We start from the raw sequence: 20,955 nt of genomic DNA on the forward strand, positions 1-20,955 counted from the left end.
CCCTCTCCGTCCGCTGCTCCACGCATCCGATCCGAACGAGGTTGTCCGGCCCATGAACTCCCGCCAGCGCCGCGGCGTGATACTCCTGCTCCTGTCGGTCCTGTGCGCCTTCGGTGCCTTCGCCGGAGTGCTCTCGGTGATCAGCGACGTCAACTCGAAGGTCGGTCCCGAGGTCGACGCCTACCGGCTCAGGAGCGACGTGGCCCCGTACACGGCCCTGTCCGCCGGGCAGTTCGAGAAGGTCTCCATGCCGAAACGCTGGCTGTCGGCGAACGCCGTCACCGAGATCGACGAGGTCGACGGCAAGATCGCCGTCACCGAGCTGCGGAAGGGCTCCCTGATGCAGTCCGACATGATGGTCAGAAGCCCCGAACTGCGCCCGGGCGAACAGGAGATCGCCATCATGATCGACGCGGCCACCGGGGTGGCGGGCAAGATCCGGCCGAACGACAGGGTGAACATCTACGCCACCTTCGCGGGTGAACGCGACGGCGAGGTGTCCCAGTCCAGGGTCATCGTCTCCAACGCCAAGGTCCTCGACGTCGGTGAACTGACCGCCCTGAACCCCCGGAAGGACGACCGGAACCAGGCGTCCGAGGCCGTGCCGATCACCTTCGCGCTCACCACGCCCGACACCCAGCGCGTGGCGTACGCGGAGTCGTTCGCCGAGCACGTGCGTCTCGCACTGATCGCGCCGGGCAGCGACAGCGTCGTCCGCCCGGGTGACCGGACCTACACGCTCGACAAGGACAAGTGAGGATGGGATGACCACCAGAATCCTCCCGGCGGTCGGCGACACCGACGCGGCCAGGTCCGTGACCACCCTGCTCAGCCAGCTCCCCGACGCGGAGCCGGCCGCGCCGGTCGGCGACTCGACCCAGCTCATCGACACCCTGGCCCGACTCGCCGGCGAGTCCGTCGAGGAACTGCCCGAGGTCGTCCTGGTCCACGAACGGATCGGCCCGGTCCCCGCCCTGGAGCTGATCCGGGAGGTCTCCCTGCGCTTCCCCGCCGTGGGCGTCGTGCTGATCACCGCCGACGCGAGCCCCGGTCTCTTCGCCGCGTCCATGGACGCCGGAGCACGCGGCCTCGCCACCCTCCCCCTGGGCTACGAGGAGCTCGCCAACCGCGTCCAGGCCGCCGCCCAGTGGTCCACCGGCGTGCGGCGCCACCTCGGGGCGGGCGGCGACGTGTTCACCGGCCCCGGGGGCACGGTCGTCACGGTCACCGGAGCCAAGGGCGGGGTCGGGACGACCGTCACGGCCGTCCAGCTCGCCCTGGCGGCCCAGGCGTCGGGACACGCGGCCGCGCTCGTCGACCTGGACCTCCAGACCGGCGACGTCGCCGCCTACCTCGACGTGCAGTTCCGGCGTTCCGTCGTCGACCTGGCGGCCATCGCCGACATATCCCCGCGGGTGCTCTCCGACGCCGTGTTCTCGCACGACACCGGGCTGGCCCTGCTGCTGGCACCCGGTGAGGGCGAACGCGGCGAGGAGGTCAGCGACCGGGCCGCCCGCCAGATCGTCAGCGCCCTGCGCTCACGCTACGCGGTCGTCGTCATCGACTGCGGGAGCCAGATGAACGGGGCCAACGCCGCCGCCGTCGAGATGGCCGACACCGCGGTGCTGGTGACCACCCCGGACGTCGTCGCCGTCCGGGGAGCCAAGCGCATCGTGCGGATGTGGGACCGCCTCCAGATCCGCAAGGCCGAGGAGACGGTCACCCTCGTCAACCGCTTCAACCGCAACACCGAGATCCAGCCGGCGCTCATCCAGCGGATCACCGGCACCCGGATGCCGGCCACGGCGGTCCCGGCGCACTTCAAGGAGCTCCAGGGCGCGGTGGACTCGGGCCGGATGCACGAACTGGACCCCCGCTCCACCGTGAAGCAGGCGCTCTGGGCCCTGGCGGCGGAGCTCGGACTCGTGAAGCCCGCGCAGGGAGCGGAGCCGCGCGGCGACAGGGGCTCGATCGGGGGCCGCAGGCGCAAGGGCGGCGCGACCGGCGGGGGAGGCCGGCAGTGAGGCGGCGCGGCGGAGCACCCGGCCGGATACGCACAGGGCCGGGCCGCGGCACGGACCGGGACCGGGGGCGTCGTCCGGGCCGGGCGGGTGACGGTGACCGGGGGCGTGCTCCGGTCCGCGGGCGTGACCGTGACCGGGGGCAGCTGAGCATCGAGTTCACCGGGATGGTGCCGATCATCCTGGTGACGCTGGTGCTGCTCTGGCAGGCGGTCCTGGTGGGTTACACCTTCACCCTGGCGAGCGGTGCGGCCGACGCGGGCGTGCGCAAGGCGGTCGCCGCGGGCGCCTGGGACCGGCAGAGCAGGTGCAGGGACGCCGTGTACGAACGGCTCCCCAGCGCCTGGCAGGGGCCCGCCGAGATCCCCGACTGCGGGTCCGAGGGCGCCGACGTGGTCACGGCCACCGTCCGGCTCAGGGCACCCGTCCTGTTCCCGGGTTTCGTCGGCCTCCCCATCCCCGTCGAGGCGACGGCCGGCGCGGCCGCGGAAGGGAAGTGACGCGTCATGACACCCGCACGCACCCCGCACACGACACCGCCCGGCCCCGGCGCACCCGTACACCCTCCGGGCACGGTGCGAACCGGCCCCGGCGCACCCGTACGTCCCCCGGGCACGATGCGCAGCGGTGCGGGCCGGCGGGACGACCGGGGGTCGACCGCCCTCGAGTACCTGGGGTTCCTCCCCGTCCTCATCCTCATCGGCCTCGCCGGGATCCAGCTCGGCCTGATCGCCTACACCGCACAGCAGGCGGGCACCGGGGCCAGGGCCGCCGCCCGCACCGCGTCCCAGGACGCCGTGCGCGGCTCGTACGAGCGCGTCGGCAGGGCGTCGATGACCGGCTGGGTCGCCCAGCGGGCCCGTATCACCCCGCCGTCCGGAGGCGACTCGGTGACCGTGACGGTGTCGGTCAGCGTCCCCGACGTCCTGCTCGGCCTGCTCGGGGACCGGACCGTCGAGAAGTCCGCCACCATGCCCCGCGACTGAGCACCGCCCATCCCATCCGAGGAGTACCGCCCATGAGCCTGCGGGCACGCATCACCGCCCCCGAGGAGCGCGGAGGGGGACGGGAGGACGGCCACCTGGTCGCCATCTACCGCGCGAAACTCCTGGAGGAGATCGACCTCGCGGAGATGTCCTCGCTGGCCGCCACCGACCGCCGGGCCCGGCTGGAACGCGTCCTCGGCCACATCATCAGCCGCGAGGGCCCCGTCCTCTCGACCGTCGAACGCGCCCAGCTCATCCGCCGGGTCGTCGACGAGGCCCTCGGTCTCGGCGTCCTCGAACCCCTCCTGGAGGACGCCTCCATCACCGAGATCATGGTCAACGGACCCGACCAGATCTTCGTCGAACGGGCCGGCCGGGTCGAACAGCTGCCGATGCGCTTCGCCAGCCACGAGCAGCTCATGCAGACGATCGAGCGCATCGTCTCCACCGTCAACCGGCGGGTCGACGAGGCCAACCCCATGGTCGACGCACGTCTGCCCAGCGGAGAGCGCGTCAACGTCATCATCCCGCCGCTCTCGCTCACCGGGGCCACCCTCACCATCCGCCGCTTCCCCCGCTCCTTCTCGCTCCAGGAGATGATCGGCTTCGGCTCGCTGGACCAGCAGATGCTGCTGCTCCTCGCCGGACTCGTCCGGGCGAAGTTCAACGTGATCGTCTCGGGAGCCACCGGCACCGGGAAGACGACGCTCCTCAACGCGCTCTCCGGACTCATCCCCGAGGACGAGCGCATCGTCACCATCGAGGACTCCGCCGAACTCCAGCTCCAGCAGAACCACGTGATCCGCCTGGAGTCGCGCCCCGCGAACGTGGAGGGGAAGGGGCAAGTCACCATCCGCGACCTGGTCCGCAACTCCCTGCGCATGCGCCCCGACCGCATCGTGGTGGGGGAGGTCCGGGGCGGCGAGTCCCTCGACATGCTCCAGGCGATGTCGACCGGCCACGACGGTTCGCTGGCCACCGTCCACGCCAACAGCGCGGAGGACGCGCTGATGCGGCTCCAGACCCTGGCCTCGATGTCCGAGATCAAGATCCCCTTCGAGGCCCTGCACGACCAGATCAACAGCGCCGTGGACGTCATCGTCCAGCTGACCCGGCACGCCGACGGGAGCAGGAGGGTCACCGAGATCGCGGTGCTCGACTCGCACGGCCGCGCCCCGTACCGGATCGTCACCGTCGCCCGCTTCGACGCCCGGCCCATGGACAGCGACGGGGTGATCCACGGCGCGTTCCACGCCCTCCCGCTCCCGCGCCGCGTCGCCGACCGGCTCCACATGTCCGGACAGCCGATCCCGCAGGCCTTCGGGGTCGCCCCGTCCGAGGAACACCTCGCCACCCGAGAGGCCGGATAGGTACCCCGCCATGGACAACCTCGTACCGCTCACCATCGGCGTCACCCTCCTGTGCTGCCTCCTCGGCGTCCTGGGCCTGCACGCCTACACCTCGGGCAAGGCCCAGCGCGAAGCGCTCGTCGAACGGCTCTCCTCGACCGGCCAGATCGACCTGGGCCCGCAGCGCCGCTTCCGGGGCCTCGACCGCCGGCTGCGCCGGACGGGGCTCGGCAGGAGGATCGAGCTGAAGCTCGCGGCCACCGGCCTCGACATCACCCCGGGGGAGTACGTCCTCTCCGTCATGGCGTCCGTGGCGGCACTCTGGCTGATCGCCGCCTCCGTCCTGACCTCCTTCTTCGGCCCGCTCGCCGGGCTCGCCGCGGTCTGGGGCGCCAACACCTTCCTGACCTGGCACCGCACCAAGCGCACCGAGGCCTTCATCAGCCAGCTGCCGGAGGTCTCCCGGGTCCTCGCCAACGCCACCCAGGCCGGGCTCTCCCTGCGCACCTCCCTCGCGATGGCCGCCGACGAGCTCGAAGCGCCCGCGGGAGACGAACTCCGCGTCGTCGCCGACCAGCTGGGCGTGGGCCGCACCCTCGACGACGCGCTCGGCGAACTCGCCGAGCGGCTGCCCTCCCGCGAACTCGTCGTCCTGGTCTCCACCCTGATCCTCGCCAACCGGGCCGGCGGCCAGGTCGTGTCCTCGCTGCGCAACCTCACCGTCACCCTGGAGGAACGCAAGGAGACCCGGCGCGAGGTCCGCACCCAGCTCTCGCAGATCAACGCCACGGCGTACGCCGTCCCGGCCATCGGCGTCGGCGCGATGCTCCTGGTGAACTCGATCCTCCCCGGAGCGCTCGACCGGATGACGGGAACCGTCCTCGGCCAGATCGCCGTCATCGTCTCGCTCGGCCTCTACGCCCTCGGCTTCGTCGCCATCCGCCGCGTTTCCAAGATCGATATCTGAGGAGGGGGCCGGAATGGAACTGCTGCTCGCTCTCGTCGTCGGCGCCGCCGTCTTCGGCGCCTTCACCGGCATACGGATGTACCGCGCCGAGGCCACCCTCCCCGGCGACCTCGCGCTGGCACTGGAGGTCGGATCGACCCGCACCACCGCGGTGGGCTCGGGCATCGACCGGCTCGGCATGCGCTGGGCGCCCCTGGTGCTCCGCCTGATGGGCCCGAAGAAGGTCAACGAGAAGCGCCGCAGGATCGACATGGCGGGCAACCCCGGCGGCCTGACCATCGACCGCTACGCGGCCCGGCGCGCCGTCTACAGCGCGCTCGGCGGGTTCGCGGCCTTCACCATGCTCGCCGGCGGCAGGTTCTTCCTGGCCCTGCTCATGATCGCCTTCGGCCTGTTCTGGGGCGAGGTCGGCATCTGGGCCGCCGTCCGCAAGCGCAGGGACGACATCGACCGCACCCTCCCCGACTTCCTGGACGTGCTCGCCGTCGTCGTCTCCGCCGGCCTCGGTTTCCGGCAGGCGCTCGACCGGGTCGCCGAGAAGTACCAGGGCCCCTGGTCCGACGAACTGCGCATCACCCTGCGCCAGATGGACATGGGCGTCAGCCGCCGCCAGGCCTTCGACGAGCTGCGCAGGCGCAACGACTCCGAACAGGTCGCCATGTTCGTCACCGCGCTCCAGCAGGGCGAGGAACTCGGGGCACCGATCGTCGACACGCTCATCGCCATCGCCAACGACATGCGCCGCACCGATGCGCAGAACGCCCGGCGCAAGGCGGCCAAGGCCGTCCCCAAGGCCACCCTGATGGTCACCACCTTCATGATCCCCGCCACCATGATCCTCATGGGCGCCGCGATGCTGCTCGGCTCCGACACCGACCTCGGATCCTTCACGGGGGAGTGACCGGCAGCCCATGACGATCTCCCTGCACCCGGACGCCGAGGACGCGCGGCACACCGCCCTGTCCACCCCCGCCGGCCCGGCGCCCACCGTGTCGATCCAGGTCAACGCCCTCTCGGCGCTGGCCAGACAGGTGTTCCTGTTCCGGCTGGCCATGATCGCCATCGGCACCCCGCAGGCGCTCGACAACACCGCCCCCGGCCTCCCGAGCTGGCTGGTCGCCTCCGCCGTCCTGGTGACCTTCGTCGGCTCGTACGCCCTCTACCGCGACTGGGAGCGCTTCGGGCCGCTCCTCGTACGCTCCCCGGTCCTCCTCGGGGCCGACACGGTCTTCGGCGCCCTGCTCCTCTTCACCGCCACACCCGAGTCCAGCCTCGGCTACGCGGTCGTCTGCACCCCGCTGCTCGCCGGACTGCTCTACGGCTGGCGGGCGGCCGGAGTCTTCGCCGTGCTCCAGATCCTCGTCCTCGGCGCGGCCTACGGCGCGGACCAGGAATTCCGGGGAAGCCTGTCCAGCGCACTGCTGCTGCCGGGCTTCTGCGTCCTCGCCGGCGGGGTGGGCGTGACCCTGCGCAATCTGATGCTCCGCGTCGGCGCGGCGAGCCAGGCACTGACCGAGACCCGGGCCCGCCTCGCGGTCAGCGTCGCCGTCGAGGACGAACGCGCCCGGCTCGCCCGCGAGATGCACGACTCCGTCGCCAAGACCCTGCACGGCCTGGCCCTCGCCGCCGACGGCCTGGCCGGCTCCTCCGACCGGCTGGACCCCCTCACCGTCCGCCGCCAGGCGGAACTGGTGGCCAGGTCCGCCCGCCGGGCCGCCGCCGAGTCCCGGGAACTCCTCTCCGACCTGCGGCGCGCGTCCGGTCTCGACGGCGGGGTGGACCTCATCACCGAACTGAGGTCCAGAACCGAGGACTTCACCCGCCGATGCGGGATGAACACCGTGTTCCGGACCCTCGGCGACACCCCGGTGCCCCTGGTTCCCCAGGTCGTCGCCCGGCAGCTGCTCACCGTCGCGTCGGAGGCGATGGAGAACGCCGTCCGGCACGCCCACCCCACCTATCTGGTCGTCCTCGCGGGCATCAAGGGCGACATCCTGCGCGTCAGCGTCTACGACGACGGGCGGGGACTGCCCGCGGGCACCACGCTCGACGACCTGAGGCGGGCCGGCCACTTCGGACTCGTCGGCATGGTCGAACGCGCGGCCTCCATCGGCGCCCGCATCCGGATCGGCAAGGGGCGGGCCGCCAAGGGCACCGAGGTCCGCGTCGAACTCCCCACCGCCGCACTGGAGCCGTCGTCGGGCACCACGACCGCCGGGCCGGCGCCCGGACCGGCGGTCGCCTCCGCGGTCGCCGCCGACCCGGCCTCGCACCCGTAGCGGCGTTCGTGCTCCACGGCACCACGCTTCCGCTGCACGGCACCACCCCACCCGCACCTTCGTCCCCATGACACCTGAGAGGAGGTCGCAGAATGCCGGACGACGTCCCGCGCACCCCGGGCCAGGACCCGGCTGCGCAGAACCACGCCTCCCCGCGGCCGTCCGCGTACGGCGCACCGCACGGCACGGAACCCCGCACCCCCGCATTCCCGGCCACCCAGCCCCCGCCGCTGCCCGCCTTCCCCGAGGCCCCCGACCGCCCGGACCCCGGGCCCCTGCGCGTGGTCGTCGCGGACGACAACCCCGTGGTGCGGGCGGGACTCGGGGTGCTGCTCACCGGCCGCGCGGACATCGAGGTCGTGGCCGAGGCGGCGGACGGACGCGAGGCCTACGAGGCCGCTCTGCGCCACCGGCCGGACGTCATCCTGCTCGACGTGCGGATGCCCGGCGTGGACGGCCTCTCCGCCCTGCCGCACCTGGTGCAGGTTGCACCCGTGATGATGCTGACGTACAGCCGGGAGAGCGGCATCGTCCACGAGGCGCTGCGGCTGGGAGCAGGCGGCTACCTGGTGCACGGGGAGTTCACCGCCGACGAACTCGTGCAGTCCGTACGCGACACCAGGAGCGGTCGCGCGCCCTTCACCGCCACGGCGGCCGGCGCGCTGCTCGCCCATATGCGCCAAGGGACGACCCCTCAGCCGGGACCGCTCCCCGACGGACTGGGAACAGCCCTCGCGCCGGGCGCCCCGCAGGACGCCCCGCGCTCCCCGGACCAGCCCCCGGGCAGCACCTTCCACCCCCCGGGCGGCCCGGTGCCGCAACCGCTGCAACCGGCCGGAAATCCGCAAAGCCTTTCGCACGTGCAACCTGTTGTGGGACAGTCGTCGTCCGGAGCGGAGAACAGCGGGCCACCGAGGCCCAACAGGCGCCAGTTCGACCTGAGTTCGCGGGAGGCGGAGGTCATGGACCTGATTTCCTCGGGCATGAGCAACCAGCAGATCGCCGCCACCTGCTTCATCAGCGAGAAGACCGTCAAGAACCACATCAACAGGATCTTCACCAAGCTGCACAGCGCCAGCCGCAGCGAGGCGATCGCCCGCTGGCTCGGCACGGCGCCCGGCCCTGGTCCCGGGGCGAGGGGGACGATCAGCCATGGCTGAACGGAGGAAGAGCCCCGCAGCGGGCTCGCGCACGCGTACGGGACGCATGCGTACGGGACGCACGCGTACGGGACGAGGGACCCAACGCCCGCTTTGGGCCCGCTTTTGGGCCCTGGGGCCCTCCGGCGAGCGGCCTGCCCAGTCGTACGTTGCTCACGCCGCCGGCGGCACCGGCCAGGAGGAAGCCGGTAACGCGGGCGGCATCGCAGAGACTCACACACCGGCCGGTGTCCGGCCGGCCGAATCCGGAGGGGAACCCCATGAGCAAGCTGATGCTGAAGGCTTCCGTGAACGCCAAGGTCTGGGCGAACACGTCCGTCGAGCGCATGAAGGCCCGAGCGGACCAGGGACAGGGCGCGGTGGAGTACCTGGGCATCATCGTGGTGGTCGTGGCGATCATCGGTGTGCTCATGACGACGAACTTCGGCAATGCGATCGCCGGAGCCATCACCGCACAGATCAACAAGATCACGGGCGCGGGCTGACCGCCGGAAGAACCCGCGAGGCAGGGCAGGCCTTCCCCATCTACATCATGGTGGTGGCGGGCCTGCTCTTCCTTGCGTTCGCCTACTTCGCCGTCGGCCAGGCCTCGATGAAGAAGAACGAGGCGCAGACGGCCGCCGACGCCGCCGCCCTGGCCGCGGCCCAGGACGCGCGCGACGCATGGACCTGGCCGGGGGTCTTCGATCTCGATGCCTGGGACGACCTGCTGAGCGGTCAGGACATCGGTGGCGGATCGTGCTCCGCAGCCGACCGGCTCGCGGCGGAGAACGACGCCCGTTCGGTCAGCTGCGACCAGCGCTTCGATCCCGAGGCCTCGTACACCGTCACGGTCGAGACGAACAGGACGGTCGGCAGCTCGGTGATCGCCGGCACGAAGACGACGAGGGCCACGGCGACCGCACGCGCCGTGATCGAGCCGCGCTGCCGCATCGAGGAGGACACCCGCCCCGCGCCCGGTCCCTCCACCGGCACCCCCGACGAGGACGGCGACACGGACGAGCCCGAGGAGCAGAAGGCGTACAAGGTCGTCTGCGACGATGACGAAGACTTCCGTATCGACCCGAAGCACCTCGACCTGCTGCCCGCCTTGGCAGACCTTTTCTCCGTCCACCTGGCCGACAACTAAGTGAACGTCACCGAGAGGAACACGCCGATGCGTGCAGCCATGCCCCGGATCCGCTTCAAGGGAGCCGCCGTCGCCGCGGTCACCGTAGCCATGGCTGTCGCGCTGACGGCCTGTGGTGGCGACGAGGGATCGGACAAGCCTGAGGGGGAGCAGAAGCAGCCCCGGTCCTCAGCGTCGGAGAAGCCGAATTCCCCGGATACCGAAGAGAGTGTCGACCCGTCAGTTGTGCTGGCCAGTGTGAAGGGGCCGGGTGACATCGATCTGGTCGTCAACTCGGCGCAGAGGGACTCCGGTGGATTCGTCACGGTGAAGGGCAGCGTGACCAATGGCTCCAAGCAGCGCTTCGCTGCCCAGGGATGGCAGGGGAACGAGCAAGAGATGGTAGGCAACGGGGCCTCCGTCGCCGGTGCTTCCCTGGTCGACCAGACGGGCAAGAAGCGGTACCTGACTCTTCGGGACACGGACGGCAGGTGCCTGTGCACGAAATTCACCACGGGTATCGGGCCTGGGGAAACCATCCCGTTCTTCGTGCAGTTCCCCGCTCCTCCGGCGGGCGTCACGGACGTTGATTTCCAGCTCCCCACCATGCCCACCGCGACGATCAAGATCTCGGGGTGACGACCGCCATGCAGCCACCCGCCCCCGCACCCGCCTCCCCACGCGGCGCGCTCCGGTGCCGTGTCGGACTCTGCGCCGCCGCCGCGGTCGTCCTCGGCACCTCGACCCTGTGGGGTGCCGCGCCGGCCTCGGCGGACGACAACCCCACCGCCGTCCCGAGCGCCTCGCCCCCCGTGGAGGTCGACGCGAACTCGCCCGGCCTCATGCTCGGTGACGGCGCGACGCTGGGCGACGTCCGGGTCCTCGACATCAAGTCCATCGTCGAGGACATGGGGGGAGAGGAACGCCGGGAGGACACCAACGCCGACATCACCTTCGCCCTTCAGGCCGAGGTCCTCTTCGGCAAGGACAGCGCCAAGCTCAGCAGCGAGGCCACGGCGCGCATCAACGCGATCGCTCTGGAGATCCAGACGCAGAACGCCCCGAAGGTGCGTGTCTTCGGCTTCACCGACAACCTCGGCTCCTCCGCGCACGGCGACGTCCTGTCCAAGCAGCGGGCGAACGCCGTACAGGGGGTGCTCTCCACCAAGCTGCCGAGCGTCACCTTCGAGATCCGCGGCTACGGGGAGGACTACCCGATCGCCAGCAACGACACCGAAGAGGGCCGCAAGAAGAACCGCCGGGTGGAGGTCTCCTTCCCGCGCACCGAAGGCTCGTAGAACCGCGCACGGTCCGGCGGCGCCGGTGCCGTGCCATGGCCGCCGGGCCGAGGCGCTGCACCGGCGCCCGGACGAATGGGTTCCCGACGGTGAAGGACCGGACGGGAACGTAACGGGCGACGAGGTCCCGGCCCGCCCCCGATGCCCCGGACCTCCTGGGGCCGGGGCACCCCGGTACGCGTCGATCAGCTCAGCCCCGGCCCGCCCTGGCGTACCGGCCCCCCCGACAGGCTCCCTCAGCCCACCGTCACCGCGCACGCGATCAGCAGACCCAGCGAGAACAGGCCCAGGACCACCGCGAACACGGCGGGCATCAGCACGGGGCCCCACGCGCCCGGTCCCGCGACCGTGGCCCGGGAGTCCGGGGCGGCCGGATCGTAGGAGACGCGTACCGGGGCGCCGACCTCGAAGCCGAACGGGCCCGGGGCGTGGTCGGTGAACTCGACCTCACGGCCGTCCGGGGTGCGGAAGGCGAAGACGTACTCCGTGCGGTAGCGGTTCTCCGTCCCGGTGCCGCGGTCCTCCACGCGCCGGGCCGCGCACCTGCCCTCGACGTGCGCGCCGTGCCGGACCAGCCGCAGCACACGGAACAGGCGCAGGCCGGAGCGGACCGCGAACGCACCCAGGAACAGGCCGAACAGCAGCAGGAAGGTGGCCGTGCCACCGGGCAGGATCTGCATGAACAAGGCTCCGCTACGCGTTACTTGACGGTGATCGACGCGACGAACGAGTCGAGGTCCGCCGGGCTGAGCGTGCCCTTCACCGCGTTGATCCGGATGGCGAACGGTACGTCGTGCGAGTCGACACCGGCCACCACGACGCCCGTCATCCGGGTGCCCCCGGCCGGGGTCGACTCCTCGCCCGTGGAGGTGAACTCGTAGTCGATCCTGCGGGCGTCACGGGCGCTCTCCTCCCCGGCGAGCCGCACGTCCCGGGTCTCCTTCCGGGTCGCTCCGATCCCGATCCCGGCGCCCGCGGCGGCCGCGGCCTCACCGGCGTCGCCGACACCCGTCGCGAAGTCCAGCTGGACCGACACCATGCCGGTGCGCACGCCCTTCTCCTCCCTGAGCGCGACGGCCGCGTTGGCCCTGCTGCGCTCGGCCGCGGGCTGCGGGGCGTACCCCTGCGCCTCGGGGTAGCCGACGGACACGCTCTTCGTGTCGAGCGTGCCCCAGCCGTCCGGGACCGCGGCGGTGTCCGTGCCGCCGCAGCCGCTGAGCAGTGTCAGACCGAGGGCGGCGGCGAGGGCCGTGCCGAGCGTCCTGGACTTCGTCAACGTCATCGCCTCTTCGTCCGGGGGTTCACCGTGCGCAGTAGCTGTACGGCAGGTAGGTGCGCGCGTCGCCCTGCGGGGCTCCGAGGAACTGCGCGTCCGTCAGTGTCTCCTTCTTGTGCTCGTCGGAGACGGAGAATCCCAGACTCATGCCCAACGAGACCTCGAAGCCGAACTCCTGGGCGTCCGTCTCACCGTGGTAGCGCATCGTGCTGGACAGGCCGTCCTGGAACATCAGCTGCTCGAAGGGGTCCGTTCCGGAAGGCTTCTTCTCCAGGGAGTGGTCGCCGAACATGTACGCGAACGGGGCGGTGTTGTCGCCGGAACCGTCCAGCCACTGCTCGGCGAGGGCCCGCTTGTCCTCCGTGGCCCGGTCGGTCTCCTTCCCGAAGACGACCGAGTTCGTCCGGACCTCGATGCCGGTGTCCCCGGAGGAGTCCGTCACCCCGCCCTTGCCGCCCCGCTTGTCCTTCTTCTTCTGGCCGTTGTCCCCGCCGGCCTCGCCCTTGTCGGACGTCGAGGTCTGCTCCACCGTCTGCGTCATGTCGATCCGGACGATCTTCCCGGTCTTCTGGTCCCGGGTGACGGTGAGGGCCCCGGTGCGGGTGTCCTTCGCCCCGGCGGTGCCGCTCAGCGGGCCCGCGGTGCCGCTCACCTTGCCCTCGAGCTCCAGCTTGGCGGTGTAGGTGTACGCCTCGTTGCCGTTGACGTCGTCCTTCGTGATCGTGACGTCCGGCGAGAACTTGGCCTTGCCGCCGAGCTTGGCGCTGAGCTTGTTCTCGTCGCCCGGCCTGAGGGAGAGGCCCCCGTCCGCGTACACACCGAGTCCGACGGTCGCGTAGGAGATCTTCTTGTCGCCGATCTTCTTCTCGATGTCCTCCTTCTTGTCCGCCCACTTCATTCCGGAGTACCAGCCGCCGCCGTAACCGCCGCTGTGCTTCGTCGAGGTCTCCCACATCTTCATTTCCTCGATGTCGTCCCGCATCTTCTGGGCGTCCGCCTCGCTCTTGAACACCCAGGTGTCCCCGTTGGTGATTTTGATTCCGCCGCCGATGTCGACGTCCGCCTTGCCGAAGCTGCCGAGTTTCACACCGGGCGTGCTGGCGTTGACGCCGGCCGAGGCGGCGTCGGTGAAAGTCATGTAGACGAGCTTGTCGTTCGCGTCGACCTTCCCGTCCCCGTTCACGTCGGTGTTCGCCTGGGCGACCTTCTGCTGGAAGCCGTACTCCTCGCCCCACTCGAACCAGCCGATCTTGACCTTGCCGCCCGCCGTGTCGGAGACCTGGGAGATCTGGCAGAGCTTGGGTTCGTAGTCGGCGTCGGTCCTGGGCCTGGCGGTGCCGTCGCCGTCCGCCCTGCAGCCGCCGCCGTCCCCGGTGAGCGAGGAGATGGCACAGCGGATGCCCTCCCCGATCCGGCCGCCGAGCCCGGCCAGGGCGAGCGCCCCGACGAGGGCGACGACGAGGACGATGACACCGAGGTACTCGGTCGCGGTGGCACCGCGGTCGCGCCGGGCGTAGGAGCGGGCGGGTACCACCGGGGACACGCGGCCCTGGTCCCGGTCCTCCACGAGCCGGTCCAGGACGAGCCCCACGGCACTGCCGGTGACCATGGCGACCGCCGGCATCAGCAGGCCCTCGGTCCCCACGACGCCCCAGGCCGTGGCGTAGCCGTACGCGAGTCCGGCGAGGGGTACGGCGAGCGTGCCGAGGAGATACAGCGGACGGGAGTCCCGGTGGCGGGCGGGAAGTGCCCGGGCCGCGGCCAGGACCGTCAGGACGGTCACGAGCACTCCGGGCAGGTGCAGCAACCCCAGGCGCCAGCCGAAGAGTTCGAGCCGCTCCTCGGTGGCCAGGGTCTCGACCAGCGCCCGCGTCACCAGGAACCCGGCGACGACGTAGACGAGGGCCCCGGCCGCCCAGCCGCGGCACAGAGGGAGGAACCGGCCGCCCCCGCCGCCGTGGCCGCCCGGCGGTATCGGGCCCGTGGCCCTGCTTCCCCAGCCGCTGCCACCGCTCACGGTTCACCCTCTCCCCGACGCCCGCACCTGCCCTGCCGTCCCGCAGGGCGAATGTAGGGCCGGGGGACCGTGCCCGACCCGGGCCCCCGGCCCCAAAGACGGGCCCAACTCCCCTTGCCCGGGCGGAGCGATGGGCCCGAGGACCCATACCGTGCCGGGCTACGGGACGCGAGGAGCGGCGGCACGGTCGCCCGGGCTGCCGGATCCTGGGCCCGGCGGTTTCCGGGACCACCGCCGAGCGGGCGGGCACACCTGCCGGGGGCACACCCGCGGGGGATCCCACCCGCTGAGGGATCACACCCACGGGGATCCCACCCGCTGAGGGATCACGCCCGCCGGGCGGGATCCTCCGCGTCCGCCGAGCCCGCCGGGTTCCGTCCGGCCTCCGCGACCGCCTGGGTCCGCACGGCCGCCGCAGCCCGCACGCTTCCCGTGTCCGCCGCAGTACGCACGCTTCCCGTGTCCGCCGTGTCCGCCGCCGGGGGACCGGCTGCGCGGCGGGGCCGGCCGTTCAGGACGAGATGCGCGGCGACCCCGAAGACCAGTCCCCAGAAGGCCGATCCGATGCCGAACAGGGTGACGCCGGAGGCCGTGGCGAGGAAGGTCACCAGCGCGGCCTCCCGGTCCTTCTCCTCCCGCACCGCTCCGGTCAGCCCGCCGGCCAGCGCACCGAGGAGGGCGACCCCGGCGAGGGCGGCGACCAGTTCCTTCGGCAGGCCGGCGAAGAACGCCACGAGGGTCGAGCCGAACGCACCGACCACCAGGTACACGGCCCCGCAGGCCACCCCGGCGACGTAACGCCGCCGGGGATCGTGATGGGCCTCCGGCCCGGTACAGATCGCCGCGGTGATGGCCGCGAGGTTCACCGCGTGGGAACCGAACGGGGCGAGCACGGCCGAGACCAGACCGGTGGAGCCCACCAGCAGCCGGTCGTCCGGGCGGTATCCGGAAGCGGAGAGCACCCCGACGCCCGGCGCGTTCTGGGAGGCCAGCGTCGCCAGGGTCAGCGGGACCGCGATGCCGACCAGTGCGGCCAGCGAGAAGCCGGGCGCGGTGAACACCGGCTGCACCAGGCCGACATGGTCGAGGCGGACCTGCAGCTTCGCACTCGCGGCACTGCACACCACACCTGCGACGAGCGCCAGGAGCACGGCGTACCGGGGAAGCCACCGCCTGCCCAGCAGGTACGCCAGGAGCACCGACCCGGCGATGACGGGGGTGTGTTTCCAGGGAGGTGAACACGTCCGCGCCGAACGAGAAGAGGACGCCCGCCAGCATGGCGGACACGACCGCGCCGGGCACCAGCCGCATCAGCCGCCCGAAGACACCGGTCACCCCGATCAGGGCGATCACGAGGCCGGACACCACGAACGCGCCGATCACCTCGTCGTACGCGTACGAGCCGATGCTCGTGACCAGCAGCGCGGCACCCGGGGTGGACCACGCGGTGATCACCGGCATACGGGTGCGCAGGCTGAGGGCGATGCAGGTCAGTCCGCTGCCGATCGATATCGCCCAGATCCACGAACCGGTCTGCGCGGTGTCCAGGTGCCCGGCGCGGGCGGCGGAGAGCACGATGACCAGCGGGCCCGAGTAGGAGACGACGACCGCGACGATCCCGGCGAGCACCGCGGACAGCGAGAGGTCGCGGACCAGCCGGGGCCGTGGCCCGCCGGCCGGCGGTCGCTCCCCGTGCTCCGCCGCCGTCGGTACCGATGAGCCGGCCGTCATCCGCTGTCGCCCTCTTCCGCGCTGTCCACGTCCGCGTACGGGGGTCGTACGCCGCCGGAAACCCTCGCACGACCCGCCGCACACGGTCCGCCGGGTCCGGCACACGAGACGGTTCGGGCGCAGGGGGCCGGGCCGGCACAGGAGCCCATGTGTGAACGGAGGGCACCCGAGACGGCTCCGGCACCGGGACGGGCGGCCCCAGGGGGAGCGGGCATGCGTGACAGGTCCGGCACGCGTGACGGGACGGGGCCCGACGGCGGGAGGGCCCCCGAGGCCTAGAAGGGCCCAGTCTTGGGCCCCTGGGCCCACGACGGGGAGCCGGCGGGACGTTAGCGTCTGCGCCGCAGGTGATCGACGCCCGTCCCGGCGCACCCCCCACGGCGCCGGGCCGGGCCGCAACCTGCCGGCAGCCTCCGTGTGCCCCTGCCGACGGCCGGGCCGGCCCTCGCGGGCGACCCGGTCGGCCCGTGCGGTGAGTGGTCCCCCACGACCGGCCGGTCGTGCGGCACCCCCGTGCGGACCCCGCGTCCGCCCCGGCCGGAGCCGACCCGCACCCCCGCCCCGCTCGTCGGCCGCAGGCCCGTCACCCGGCCGGGCCGCATACCGAGCCCCTGCGGACCGGCGGAGGAACGCGGCGGGAAGCCGCACACCGAGCTCCTGCGGACCGGCGGAGGAACGCGGCAGGGAGCCGCACCCCCAGCCCCTGCGCCCCGGTGGAGGGACATCACCGGGGCGGTTCGCCGAGCGGGGCAGCGGCAGGCCCATAATCGGCCGCATGCCCGATCAGTCCACACCCGTGCGCTCCCGCCCGGCGGCGCCCGCAGCCAGGCACCGCGCCCTGGCCCTGCTCACCGCCGCAGCCCCCGCCCTGGGTGCCTACGCCGCGGTCAGGGCCGTGGGACTCGTCGTGCTCGGTGTCTCGGCCCGGCTCGCCGGGAAGGACCCCGCACACCTGCTGGGCGGTCGCTGGGACTCCGTCTGGTACCAGCGGATCGCCGAGCACGGCTACGGGTACACGGTCACCCTCCCTGACGGCGGCGTCCACTCCGACCTGGCCTTCTTCCCGCTCCTGCCCGCCCTGGAGCGCGGCCTCGCCACCGTCACCCCGCTCACCCTCCAGGGCGCCGGCCTCACCGTCGCCTGGCTGGCCGGGCTCCTCGCGGCCGGGGGGATCTTCGCCGTCGGGGCGCACCTGTACGGACCGCGGACCGGGATCGTGCTGGCCGCGCTCTGGGGGGCGTACCCGACGGCTTTCGTACAGTCGATGGCCTACACCGAGACCCTGTTCACCGCACTCGCGGCCTGGTCGCTGTACGCCGTCCTCCGGGACCGCTGGATCGCCGCGGGCGCGCTCTGCGTGCTCGCCGGGCTGACGCGGCCCTCGGCGGCGGCACTCATCGCGGCACTCGCCCTCACCGCCGGCACCGTCCTCGTCCGCGCGTGGCGGGCGGGCCACCGGCGGGGGCTGCTCCGCCGGAACGCCCGCATGCTGCTGGGGGTGTCCCTGGCACCACTGGGATGGCTGGGGTACGTGGTCTTCGTCGCCGTGCGCGAGGGCCATCCGTTCGCGTACTTCGACGTCCAGGCGCACTGGGGGAACAGCATCGACGGGGGCCGGGCGCTCGCCGCGTTCGTCACCGGACTGCCGTTCCCCGCCGCGCTCGGACTCTGCGCCGCGCTGGGCCTGCTGGGCGGGCTGGTGCTCCTGTGCGTACGACAGCGGCAGCCGCTGCCCGTGCTGGTGTACGGCATCGCGGTCGTCGTCGTCTCGCTCATCGGCTCCGGCTACTTCGGCTCCCGGCCGCGTCTGATGATGCCCGCGTTCCCGCTGCTCCTGCCGCCCGCCGTGGCGCTGACCGGCCTGCGTACGACGTTCCGCACCGGTGCGGTCGTCGCCGCGCTGGCCCTCGGCTCCGCCGCGTACGGCGCGTGGACGCTGCTGGGACCGGGACCGCCGTGACCGAGGCCGCCCCGACCGGACCCACGGGCCCGGGCAGCACGGACGCACACGGCACGGACGCACGGAGCAGCGGCCCACGCGGCGGGGCCGGTCCGGGCGGCGAACTTCCGACGGCCACCCCGCCCGAGAGCGGCGTGGCGCTCGTCACCGCGCGGGCGGCGGGACGTCCGTGACGGGCACGGAGACCCGCACCCGCGTCCCGGGCCGCAGGCCCCATCCGTCCATCGCCCCGGCCTCCGACTCCACCACATGACGGGCCCGGAACCTGGGCCGGCCGAGCCGGCCGGGCTGCATCGTGCGGACCGCCAGGACGTTGAACCTCCGGTCCAGGTACGCCACATCGATGGCGAAGCGCATCCGGAACGTGTGCACGCTCCCGCACGGGGTGATCAGCAGGGCGCCCTCGACGCCGTCCGCGCCCAGCAGCCCCCGCGCCCGCGCCCGGTAGGAGGCGGCGATGCGCAGGGGCACCTCCCGCACCTCGGAGTCCGAACCGACCGTCAGCGTCCCGCCGCCGTTGCGCCATTTCCCCATGGGCCCCGACCGTAGCCCTCCTCACCGGCCGGTGGGCCCGGAACGGCCCGCAGTGGGCCCCCGGGCCCAAGACCCCTCCGGCCGGAACGGATTAGGGTCGGGCCCGTGGACGCCACACTGACCGTGCTCGCCGCACTCTGGGGTGCCGCCGCCGGACTGCTGCTCCCGCGCGCCGCGTACCGCCTCTCCGTCGAGCCCGAGGAACCCTGGCGGGACGCCTGCCCCGGCGGCCACGCGTTCACCGGTCCCGCACGGGGCTGGCTCGGCCCGGCCAGATGCGCGGTGTGCGCCGTGGCCGTCCCCTCGCACCCGGGGCACACCGCCCCGCAGACACCGGCACCCGCCGGACACAGCCGCTACGCACCCTCCGCCGCGACCCTGCTGGTCACCGTGGCCGCCTGCGCCGCCCTCGCGGCCACGACCGGGGCCCGCCCGGAGGCCGTCGTCTGGGTGCTCCTGGCCCCCGTCGCCGTCCTCCTCGCCGTCGTCGACCGCCGTGTCCACCGGCTCCCTGACGTGCTCACGCTGCCCCTCGCCGGTACGGCCGCGGTGCTGCTGGGCGCCGCCGCCCTGCTTCCCGGACACGGAGGTTCCTGGACCTCCGCCCTGCTCGGCGGGGCGGCGCTCGGCGGCTTCTACCTGCTGCTCTTCCGCATCAACCCGAACGGCATGGGCTTCGGCGACGTGAAGCTCGCCCTTGCCCTGGGGGTGGCGCTCGGCTGGTACGGCTGGGCGGTCCTCTTCGCGGGCGGCTTCGCCGGGTTCCTGTTCGGCGCCCTCTACGGCGCCGCGCTGATGCTCGCCCGACGCGCCGGGCGCAAGACGGGCATCCCGTTCGGCCCGTTCATGATCGCCGGAGCGCTGCTCGGCCTGGTGTCGGGAGGCCTCGCCACCTGACCCTCACCGGACGCACGGACGCACGGACGCACGGACGCACGGACGCACGGACGCACGGGCGCACGGGCGCACGGACGCACGCGCACGACGCAGTGCCGGACGCGGGGTCCGAGCCCGCGCGCCATCCGGATGTCCTCGGGGCCGGCCCTCCGGTGACCGCCCGCTCCAACGGTGCTTCTCGCACCGGGAGATCGAGGAGGAGTGACCCCTCGCCGCGCACAACGCCCGCTCCTTGTCGAGACACGGAACCGGAACGGAGGCCAACGGCCCTACGCTGAGCCCGTCTTCACACGCCGCGGATGCAACGACATTCCCCGCTCCTCCGTCCTACCCACGAGTAGTGCGATGGTGGTCGTTGAGCGCACAACGAAGGAGCAGGTCATGACGGTGGGAAGGGAAATGCCCGGAGGAGAGATCAGTCCTCCGGCCGGCCGACTGCGTCACGGGAAGGGCGACTGGCTCACCGGCGCGCGGATCACCGCGGTCCTCGGCCTGTTCTACCGGCCCGAAGGGCGCGCGGGGGAGCCGGAAGCCGTCGAATTCGTCCTGGACGGCGGCCAGTCGGTCCTGCTGACGTGCTCCTCCGACCGCAGCCTGAGCATCACCTCCGGTGCCTGGCCCGGTCTGCCCGACTGGTGCGTGCCCGCGGGCCAGTGGCAGTTCGAGCAGTTGAGCCGGCTGCCGCCCCCTCCGTACGGCGGTGCCTGGACGGTCACCGGCACCCAGGAACGGCGCGACGAGCACGGCGAGGTGCGCGAGGCGGTGATCCGCTGCGAGAACGGCGACTTCGCGGTCGCCGGAGGCGACACCGTGGCCATCCGCTTCCTCGCCCGCTGACAACCGGCCGACCCACGCGGGGACCTCCTCACCTGCTGGACCCGCCGAACCGGCCGACCCCCGCCGGACCATCTGCCCCGGCCGACCGATCGCACCCGTCGGTCTCCCGGACCGCCGCTCACCCCGCGGCCACCTCCCACGCGCGACCACCTCCCACGCGCGGCACCCGCTCATCCGGCCGGCCCCTGCTCACTTCCCGGCTGCCCGCCCCCTCCACGGCCGGCCCTCGCACGGGGCACTCCCGCACCCCGGGGCCACCCGTTCCGAGTGCCCACCCCCTGCGCGCGACCGCTCGCACACCCCACGCCCCTCCCGGTACCGCGCCCACGGCTGAGCGGGCCCACCGGCCCGAGACCCCCAGGCTCCGCCGGGCCCGGAGCCTCAGCGGTCTCACGGGCCCCCGGGCCCCACCGGCCCGGTCCGCCGGCCCGTCCCCGCCCCGGCGTCCCTCGAACCGCCCCTCACGTCGCACCCCCCGTAGCCTCGCCGCCCACCGGCGGCACGGCCCCGGTCGGCCCCCCCCCCCCCCCCACAA

20 protein-coding genes and 1 pseudogene are annotated in these 20,955 nt (G+C 72.8%); 16 read left to right on the top strand and 5 right to left on the bottom strand.

Going from position 1 to position 20,955, the window contains the following annotated elements:
• Positions 1-52: 52 nt before the first annotated feature.
• The 13 genes from cpaB (at position 53) to ABZ172_RS15570 (ending at position 11,168) form a co-directional block, all read left to right on the top strand.
• On the top strand, positions 53-757 hold the full coding sequence (cpaB, locus tag ABZ172_RS15510) for a Flp pilus assembly protein CpaB (protein WP_356884154.1): 705 nt from the start codon (positions 53-55) through the stop codon (positions 755-757).
• Positions 758-764: 7 nt separating this feature from the next.
• Positions 765-2,024 carry an AAA family ATPase gene (locus ABZ172_RS15515; protein WP_356884156.1) on the top strand — a complete coding sequence of 420 codons (1,260 nt, stop codon included), beginning with the start codon at positions 765-767 and terminating at the stop codon, positions 2,022-2,024.
• A gap of 164 nt (positions 2,025-2,188) precedes the next feature.
• Positions 2,189-2,521, top strand: a complete 333-nt coding sequence (locus ABZ172_RS15520; RefSeq protein WP_356884158.1) for a pilus assembly protein — start codon at positions 2,189-2,191, stop codon at positions 2,519-2,521.
• A gap of 117 nt (positions 2,522-2,638) precedes the next feature.
• Positions 2,639-3,007 (top strand): TadE/TadG family type IV pilus assembly protein, encoded by a 369-nt coding sequence (locus tag ABZ172_RS15525; RefSeq protein WP_356884160.1) that lies wholly within the window; start codon positions 2,639-2,641, stop codon positions 3,005-3,007.
• Between the two features lie 32 nt (positions 3,008-3,039).
• A complete protein-coding gene (locus ABZ172_RS15530) occupies positions 3,040-4,377 on the top strand; it encodes a CpaF family protein (protein WP_356884162.1) in 1,338 nt (445 codons plus the stop codon).
• 10 nt (positions 4,378-4,387) lie between these two features.
• Positions 4,388-5,323, top strand: a complete 936-nt coding sequence (locus ABZ172_RS15535; protein ID WP_356884164.1) for a type II secretion system F family protein — start codon at positions 4,388-4,390, stop codon at positions 5,321-5,323.
• A 13-nt stretch (positions 5,324-5,336) separates the two neighbouring features.
• The gene (locus tag ABZ172_RS15540) at positions 5,337-6,224 is read left to right on the top strand and encodes a DUF5936 domain-containing protein (protein WP_356884166.1); all 888 of its coding nucleotides are present in this window, start codon (positions 5,337-5,339) and stop codon (positions 6,222-6,224) included.
• A 10-nt stretch (positions 6,225-6,234) separates the two neighbouring features.
• Positions 6,235-7,602: a histidine kinase gene (locus ABZ172_RS15545; RefSeq protein WP_356884168.1), complete on the top strand. Its 1,368-nt coding sequence runs from the start codon at positions 6,235-6,237 to the stop codon at positions 7,600-7,602.
• Positions 7,603-7,694: 92 nt separating this feature from the next.
• Positions 7,695-8,762: a response regulator transcription factor gene (locus ABZ172_RS15550; RefSeq protein ID WP_356884170.1), complete on the top strand. Its 1,068-nt coding sequence runs from the start codon at positions 7,695-7,697 to the stop codon at positions 8,760-8,762.
• 260 nt (positions 8,763-9,022) lie between these two features.
• Entirely contained in the window at positions 9,023-9,247 is a 225-nt protein-coding gene (locus ABZ172_RS15555; protein ID WP_356884172.1) for a hypothetical protein, read from the top strand.
• Complete coding sequence (locus ABZ172_RS15560; RefSeq protein WP_356884194.1) at positions 9,244-9,891, top strand: pilus assembly protein TadG-related protein; 648 nt, start codon at positions 9,244-9,246, stop codon at positions 9,889-9,891. Before ABZ172_RS15555 ends, ABZ172_RS15560 begins: the two co-directional genes overlap by 4 nt.
• A gap of 27 nt (positions 9,892-9,918) precedes the next feature.
• On the top strand, positions 9,919-10,509 hold the full coding sequence (locus ABZ172_RS15565) for a hypothetical protein (protein ID WP_356884174.1): 591 nt from the start codon (positions 9,919-9,921) through the stop codon (positions 10,507-10,509).
• 8 nt (positions 10,510-10,517) lie between these two features.
• Positions 10,518-11,168: an OmpA family protein gene (locus tag ABZ172_RS15570; protein ID WP_356884196.1), complete on the top strand. Its 651-nt coding sequence runs from the start codon at positions 10,518-10,520 to the stop codon at positions 11,166-11,168.
• 236 nt (positions 11,169-11,404) lie between these two features.
• On the opposite strand, the gene ABZ172_RS15575 is transcribed toward ABZ172_RS15570, so the two are convergent.
• The 4 genes and pseudogenes from ABZ172_RS15575 to ABZ172_RS15590 all read right to left on the bottom strand — a co-directional run.
• Positions 11,405-11,848, bottom strand: coding sequence for a DUF3592 domain-containing protein (locus ABZ172_RS15575; RefSeq protein WP_356884176.1), 444 nt, complete (start codon positions 11,846-11,848; stop codon positions 11,405-11,407).
• A gap of 20 nt (positions 11,849-11,868) precedes the next feature.
• Positions 11,869-12,450 carry a hypothetical protein gene (locus tag ABZ172_RS15580; RefSeq protein ID WP_356884178.1) on the bottom strand — a complete coding sequence of 194 codons (582 nt, stop codon included), beginning with the start codon at positions 12,448-12,450 and terminating at the stop codon, positions 11,869-11,871.
• A 19-nt stretch (positions 12,451-12,469) separates the two neighbouring features.
• Positions 12,470-14,461 carry a hypothetical protein gene (locus ABZ172_RS15585; RefSeq protein ID WP_356884180.1) on the bottom strand — a complete coding sequence of 664 codons (1,992 nt, stop codon included), beginning with the start codon at positions 14,459-14,461 and terminating at the stop codon, positions 12,470-12,472.
• A 482-nt stretch (positions 14,462-14,943) separates the two neighbouring features.
• Positions 14,944-16,192: pseudogene (locus tag ABZ172_RS15590) on the bottom strand (benzoate/H(+) symporter BenE family transporter); the annotation flags it as partial.
• A 775-nt stretch (positions 16,193-16,967) separates the two neighbouring features.
• Between ABZ172_RS15590 and ABZ172_RS15595 the strand changes: the two are divergent.
• A complete protein-coding gene (locus ABZ172_RS15595; RefSeq protein WP_356884182.1) occupies positions 16,968-18,152 on the top strand; it encodes a hypothetical protein in 1,185 nt (394 codons plus the stop codon).
• 144 nt (positions 18,153-18,296) lie between these two features.
• Here the strand turns inward: ABZ172_RS15595 and ABZ172_RS15600 are convergent, their stop codons facing one another.
• Complete coding sequence (locus tag ABZ172_RS15600) at positions 18,297-18,686, bottom strand: DUF192 domain-containing protein (RefSeq protein WP_356884184.1); 390 nt, start codon at positions 18,684-18,686, stop codon at positions 18,297-18,299.
• Between the two features lie 105 nt (positions 18,687-18,791).
• Here ABZ172_RS15600 and ABZ172_RS15605 point away from each other — a divergent pair, with 105 nt between their 5' ends.
• Together ABZ172_RS15605 and ABZ172_RS15610 are read left to right on the top strand one after the other, a co-directional pair.
• On the top strand, positions 18,792-19,583 hold the full coding sequence (locus ABZ172_RS15605) for an A24 family peptidase (RefSeq protein WP_356884186.1): 792 nt from the start codon (positions 18,792-18,794) through the stop codon (positions 19,581-19,583).
• Positions 19,584-19,964: 381 nt separating this feature from the next.
• Positions 19,965-20,420 carry a hypothetical protein gene (locus ABZ172_RS15610; RefSeq protein ID WP_356884188.1) on the top strand — a complete coding sequence of 152 codons (456 nt, stop codon included), beginning with the start codon at positions 19,965-19,967 and terminating at the stop codon, positions 20,418-20,420.
• The last annotated feature ends 535 nt before the right edge of the window (positions 20,421-20,955 follow it).

The organism is Streptomyces sp. NPDC006296, from assembly GCF_040613235.1.
Classification (GTDB): Bacteria; Actinomycetota; Actinomycetes; order Streptomycetales; family Streptomycetaceae; genus Streptomyces.

Excerpts from the sequence above, each read along its gene's own strand:
- cpaB (WP_356884154.1), top strand. The coding sequence starts at position 53 with ATGAACTCCCGCCAGCGCCGCGGCGTGATACTCCTGCTCCTGTCGGTC.
- ABZ172_RS15515 (WP_356884156.1), top strand. The coding sequence starts at position 765 with ATGACCACCAGAATCCTCCCGGCGGTCGGCGACACCGACGCGGCCAGG.
- ABZ172_RS15520 (WP_356884158.1), top strand. The coding sequence starts at position 2,189 with ATGGTGCCGATCATCCTGGTGACGCTGGTGCTGCTCTGGCAGGCGGTC.
- ABZ172_RS15525 (WP_356884160.1), top strand. The coding sequence starts at position 2,639 with ATGCGCAGCGGTGCGGGCCGGCGGGACGACCGGGGGTCGACCGCCCTC.
- ABZ172_RS15530 (WP_356884162.1), top strand. The coding sequence starts at position 3,040 with ATGAGCCTGCGGGCACGCATCACCGCCCCCGAGGAGCGCGGAGGGGGA.
- ABZ172_RS15535 (WP_356884164.1), top strand. The coding sequence starts at position 4,388 with ATGGACAACCTCGTACCGCTCACCATCGGCGTCACCCTCCTGTGCTGC.
- ABZ172_RS15540 (WP_356884166.1), top strand. The coding sequence starts at position 5,337 with ATGGAACTGCTGCTCGCTCTCGTCGTCGGCGCCGCCGTCTTCGGCGCC.
- ABZ172_RS15545 (WP_356884168.1), top strand. The coding sequence starts at position 6,235 with ATGACGATCTCCCTGCACCCGGACGCCGAGGACGCGCGGCACACCGCC.
- ABZ172_RS15550 (WP_356884170.1), top strand. The coding sequence starts at position 7,695 with ATGCCGGACGACGTCCCGCGCACCCCGGGCCAGGACCCGGCTGCGCAG.
- ABZ172_RS15555 (WP_356884172.1), top strand. The coding sequence starts at position 9,023 with ATGAGCAAGCTGATGCTGAAGGCTTCCGTGAACGCCAAGGTCTGGGCG.
- ABZ172_RS15565 (WP_356884174.1), top strand. The coding sequence starts at position 9,919 with ATGCGTGCAGCCATGCCCCGGATCCGCTTCAAGGGAGCCGCCGTCGCC.
- ABZ172_RS15570 (WP_356884196.1), top strand. The coding sequence starts at position 10,518 with ATGCAGCCACCCGCCCCCGCACCCGCCTCCCCACGCGGCGCGCTCCGG.
- ABZ172_RS15575 (WP_356884176.1), bottom strand. The coding sequence starts at position 11,848 with ATGCAGATCCTGCCCGGTGGCACGGCCACCTTCCTGCTGCTGTTCGGC.
- ABZ172_RS15580 (WP_356884178.1), bottom strand. The coding sequence starts at position 12,450 with ATGACGTTGACGAAGTCCAGGACGCTCGGCACGGCCCTCGCCGCCGCC.
- ABZ172_RS15595 (WP_356884182.1), top strand. The coding sequence starts at position 16,968 with ATGCCCGATCAGTCCACACCCGTGCGCTCCCGCCCGGCGGCGCCCGCA.
- ABZ172_RS15600 (WP_356884184.1), bottom strand. The coding sequence starts at position 18,686 with ATGGGGAAATGGCGCAACGGCGGCGGGACGCTGACGGTCGGTTCGGAC.
- ABZ172_RS15610 (WP_356884188.1), top strand. The coding sequence starts at position 19,965 with ATGACGGTGGGAAGGGAAATGCCCGGAGGAGAGATCAGTCCTCCGGCC.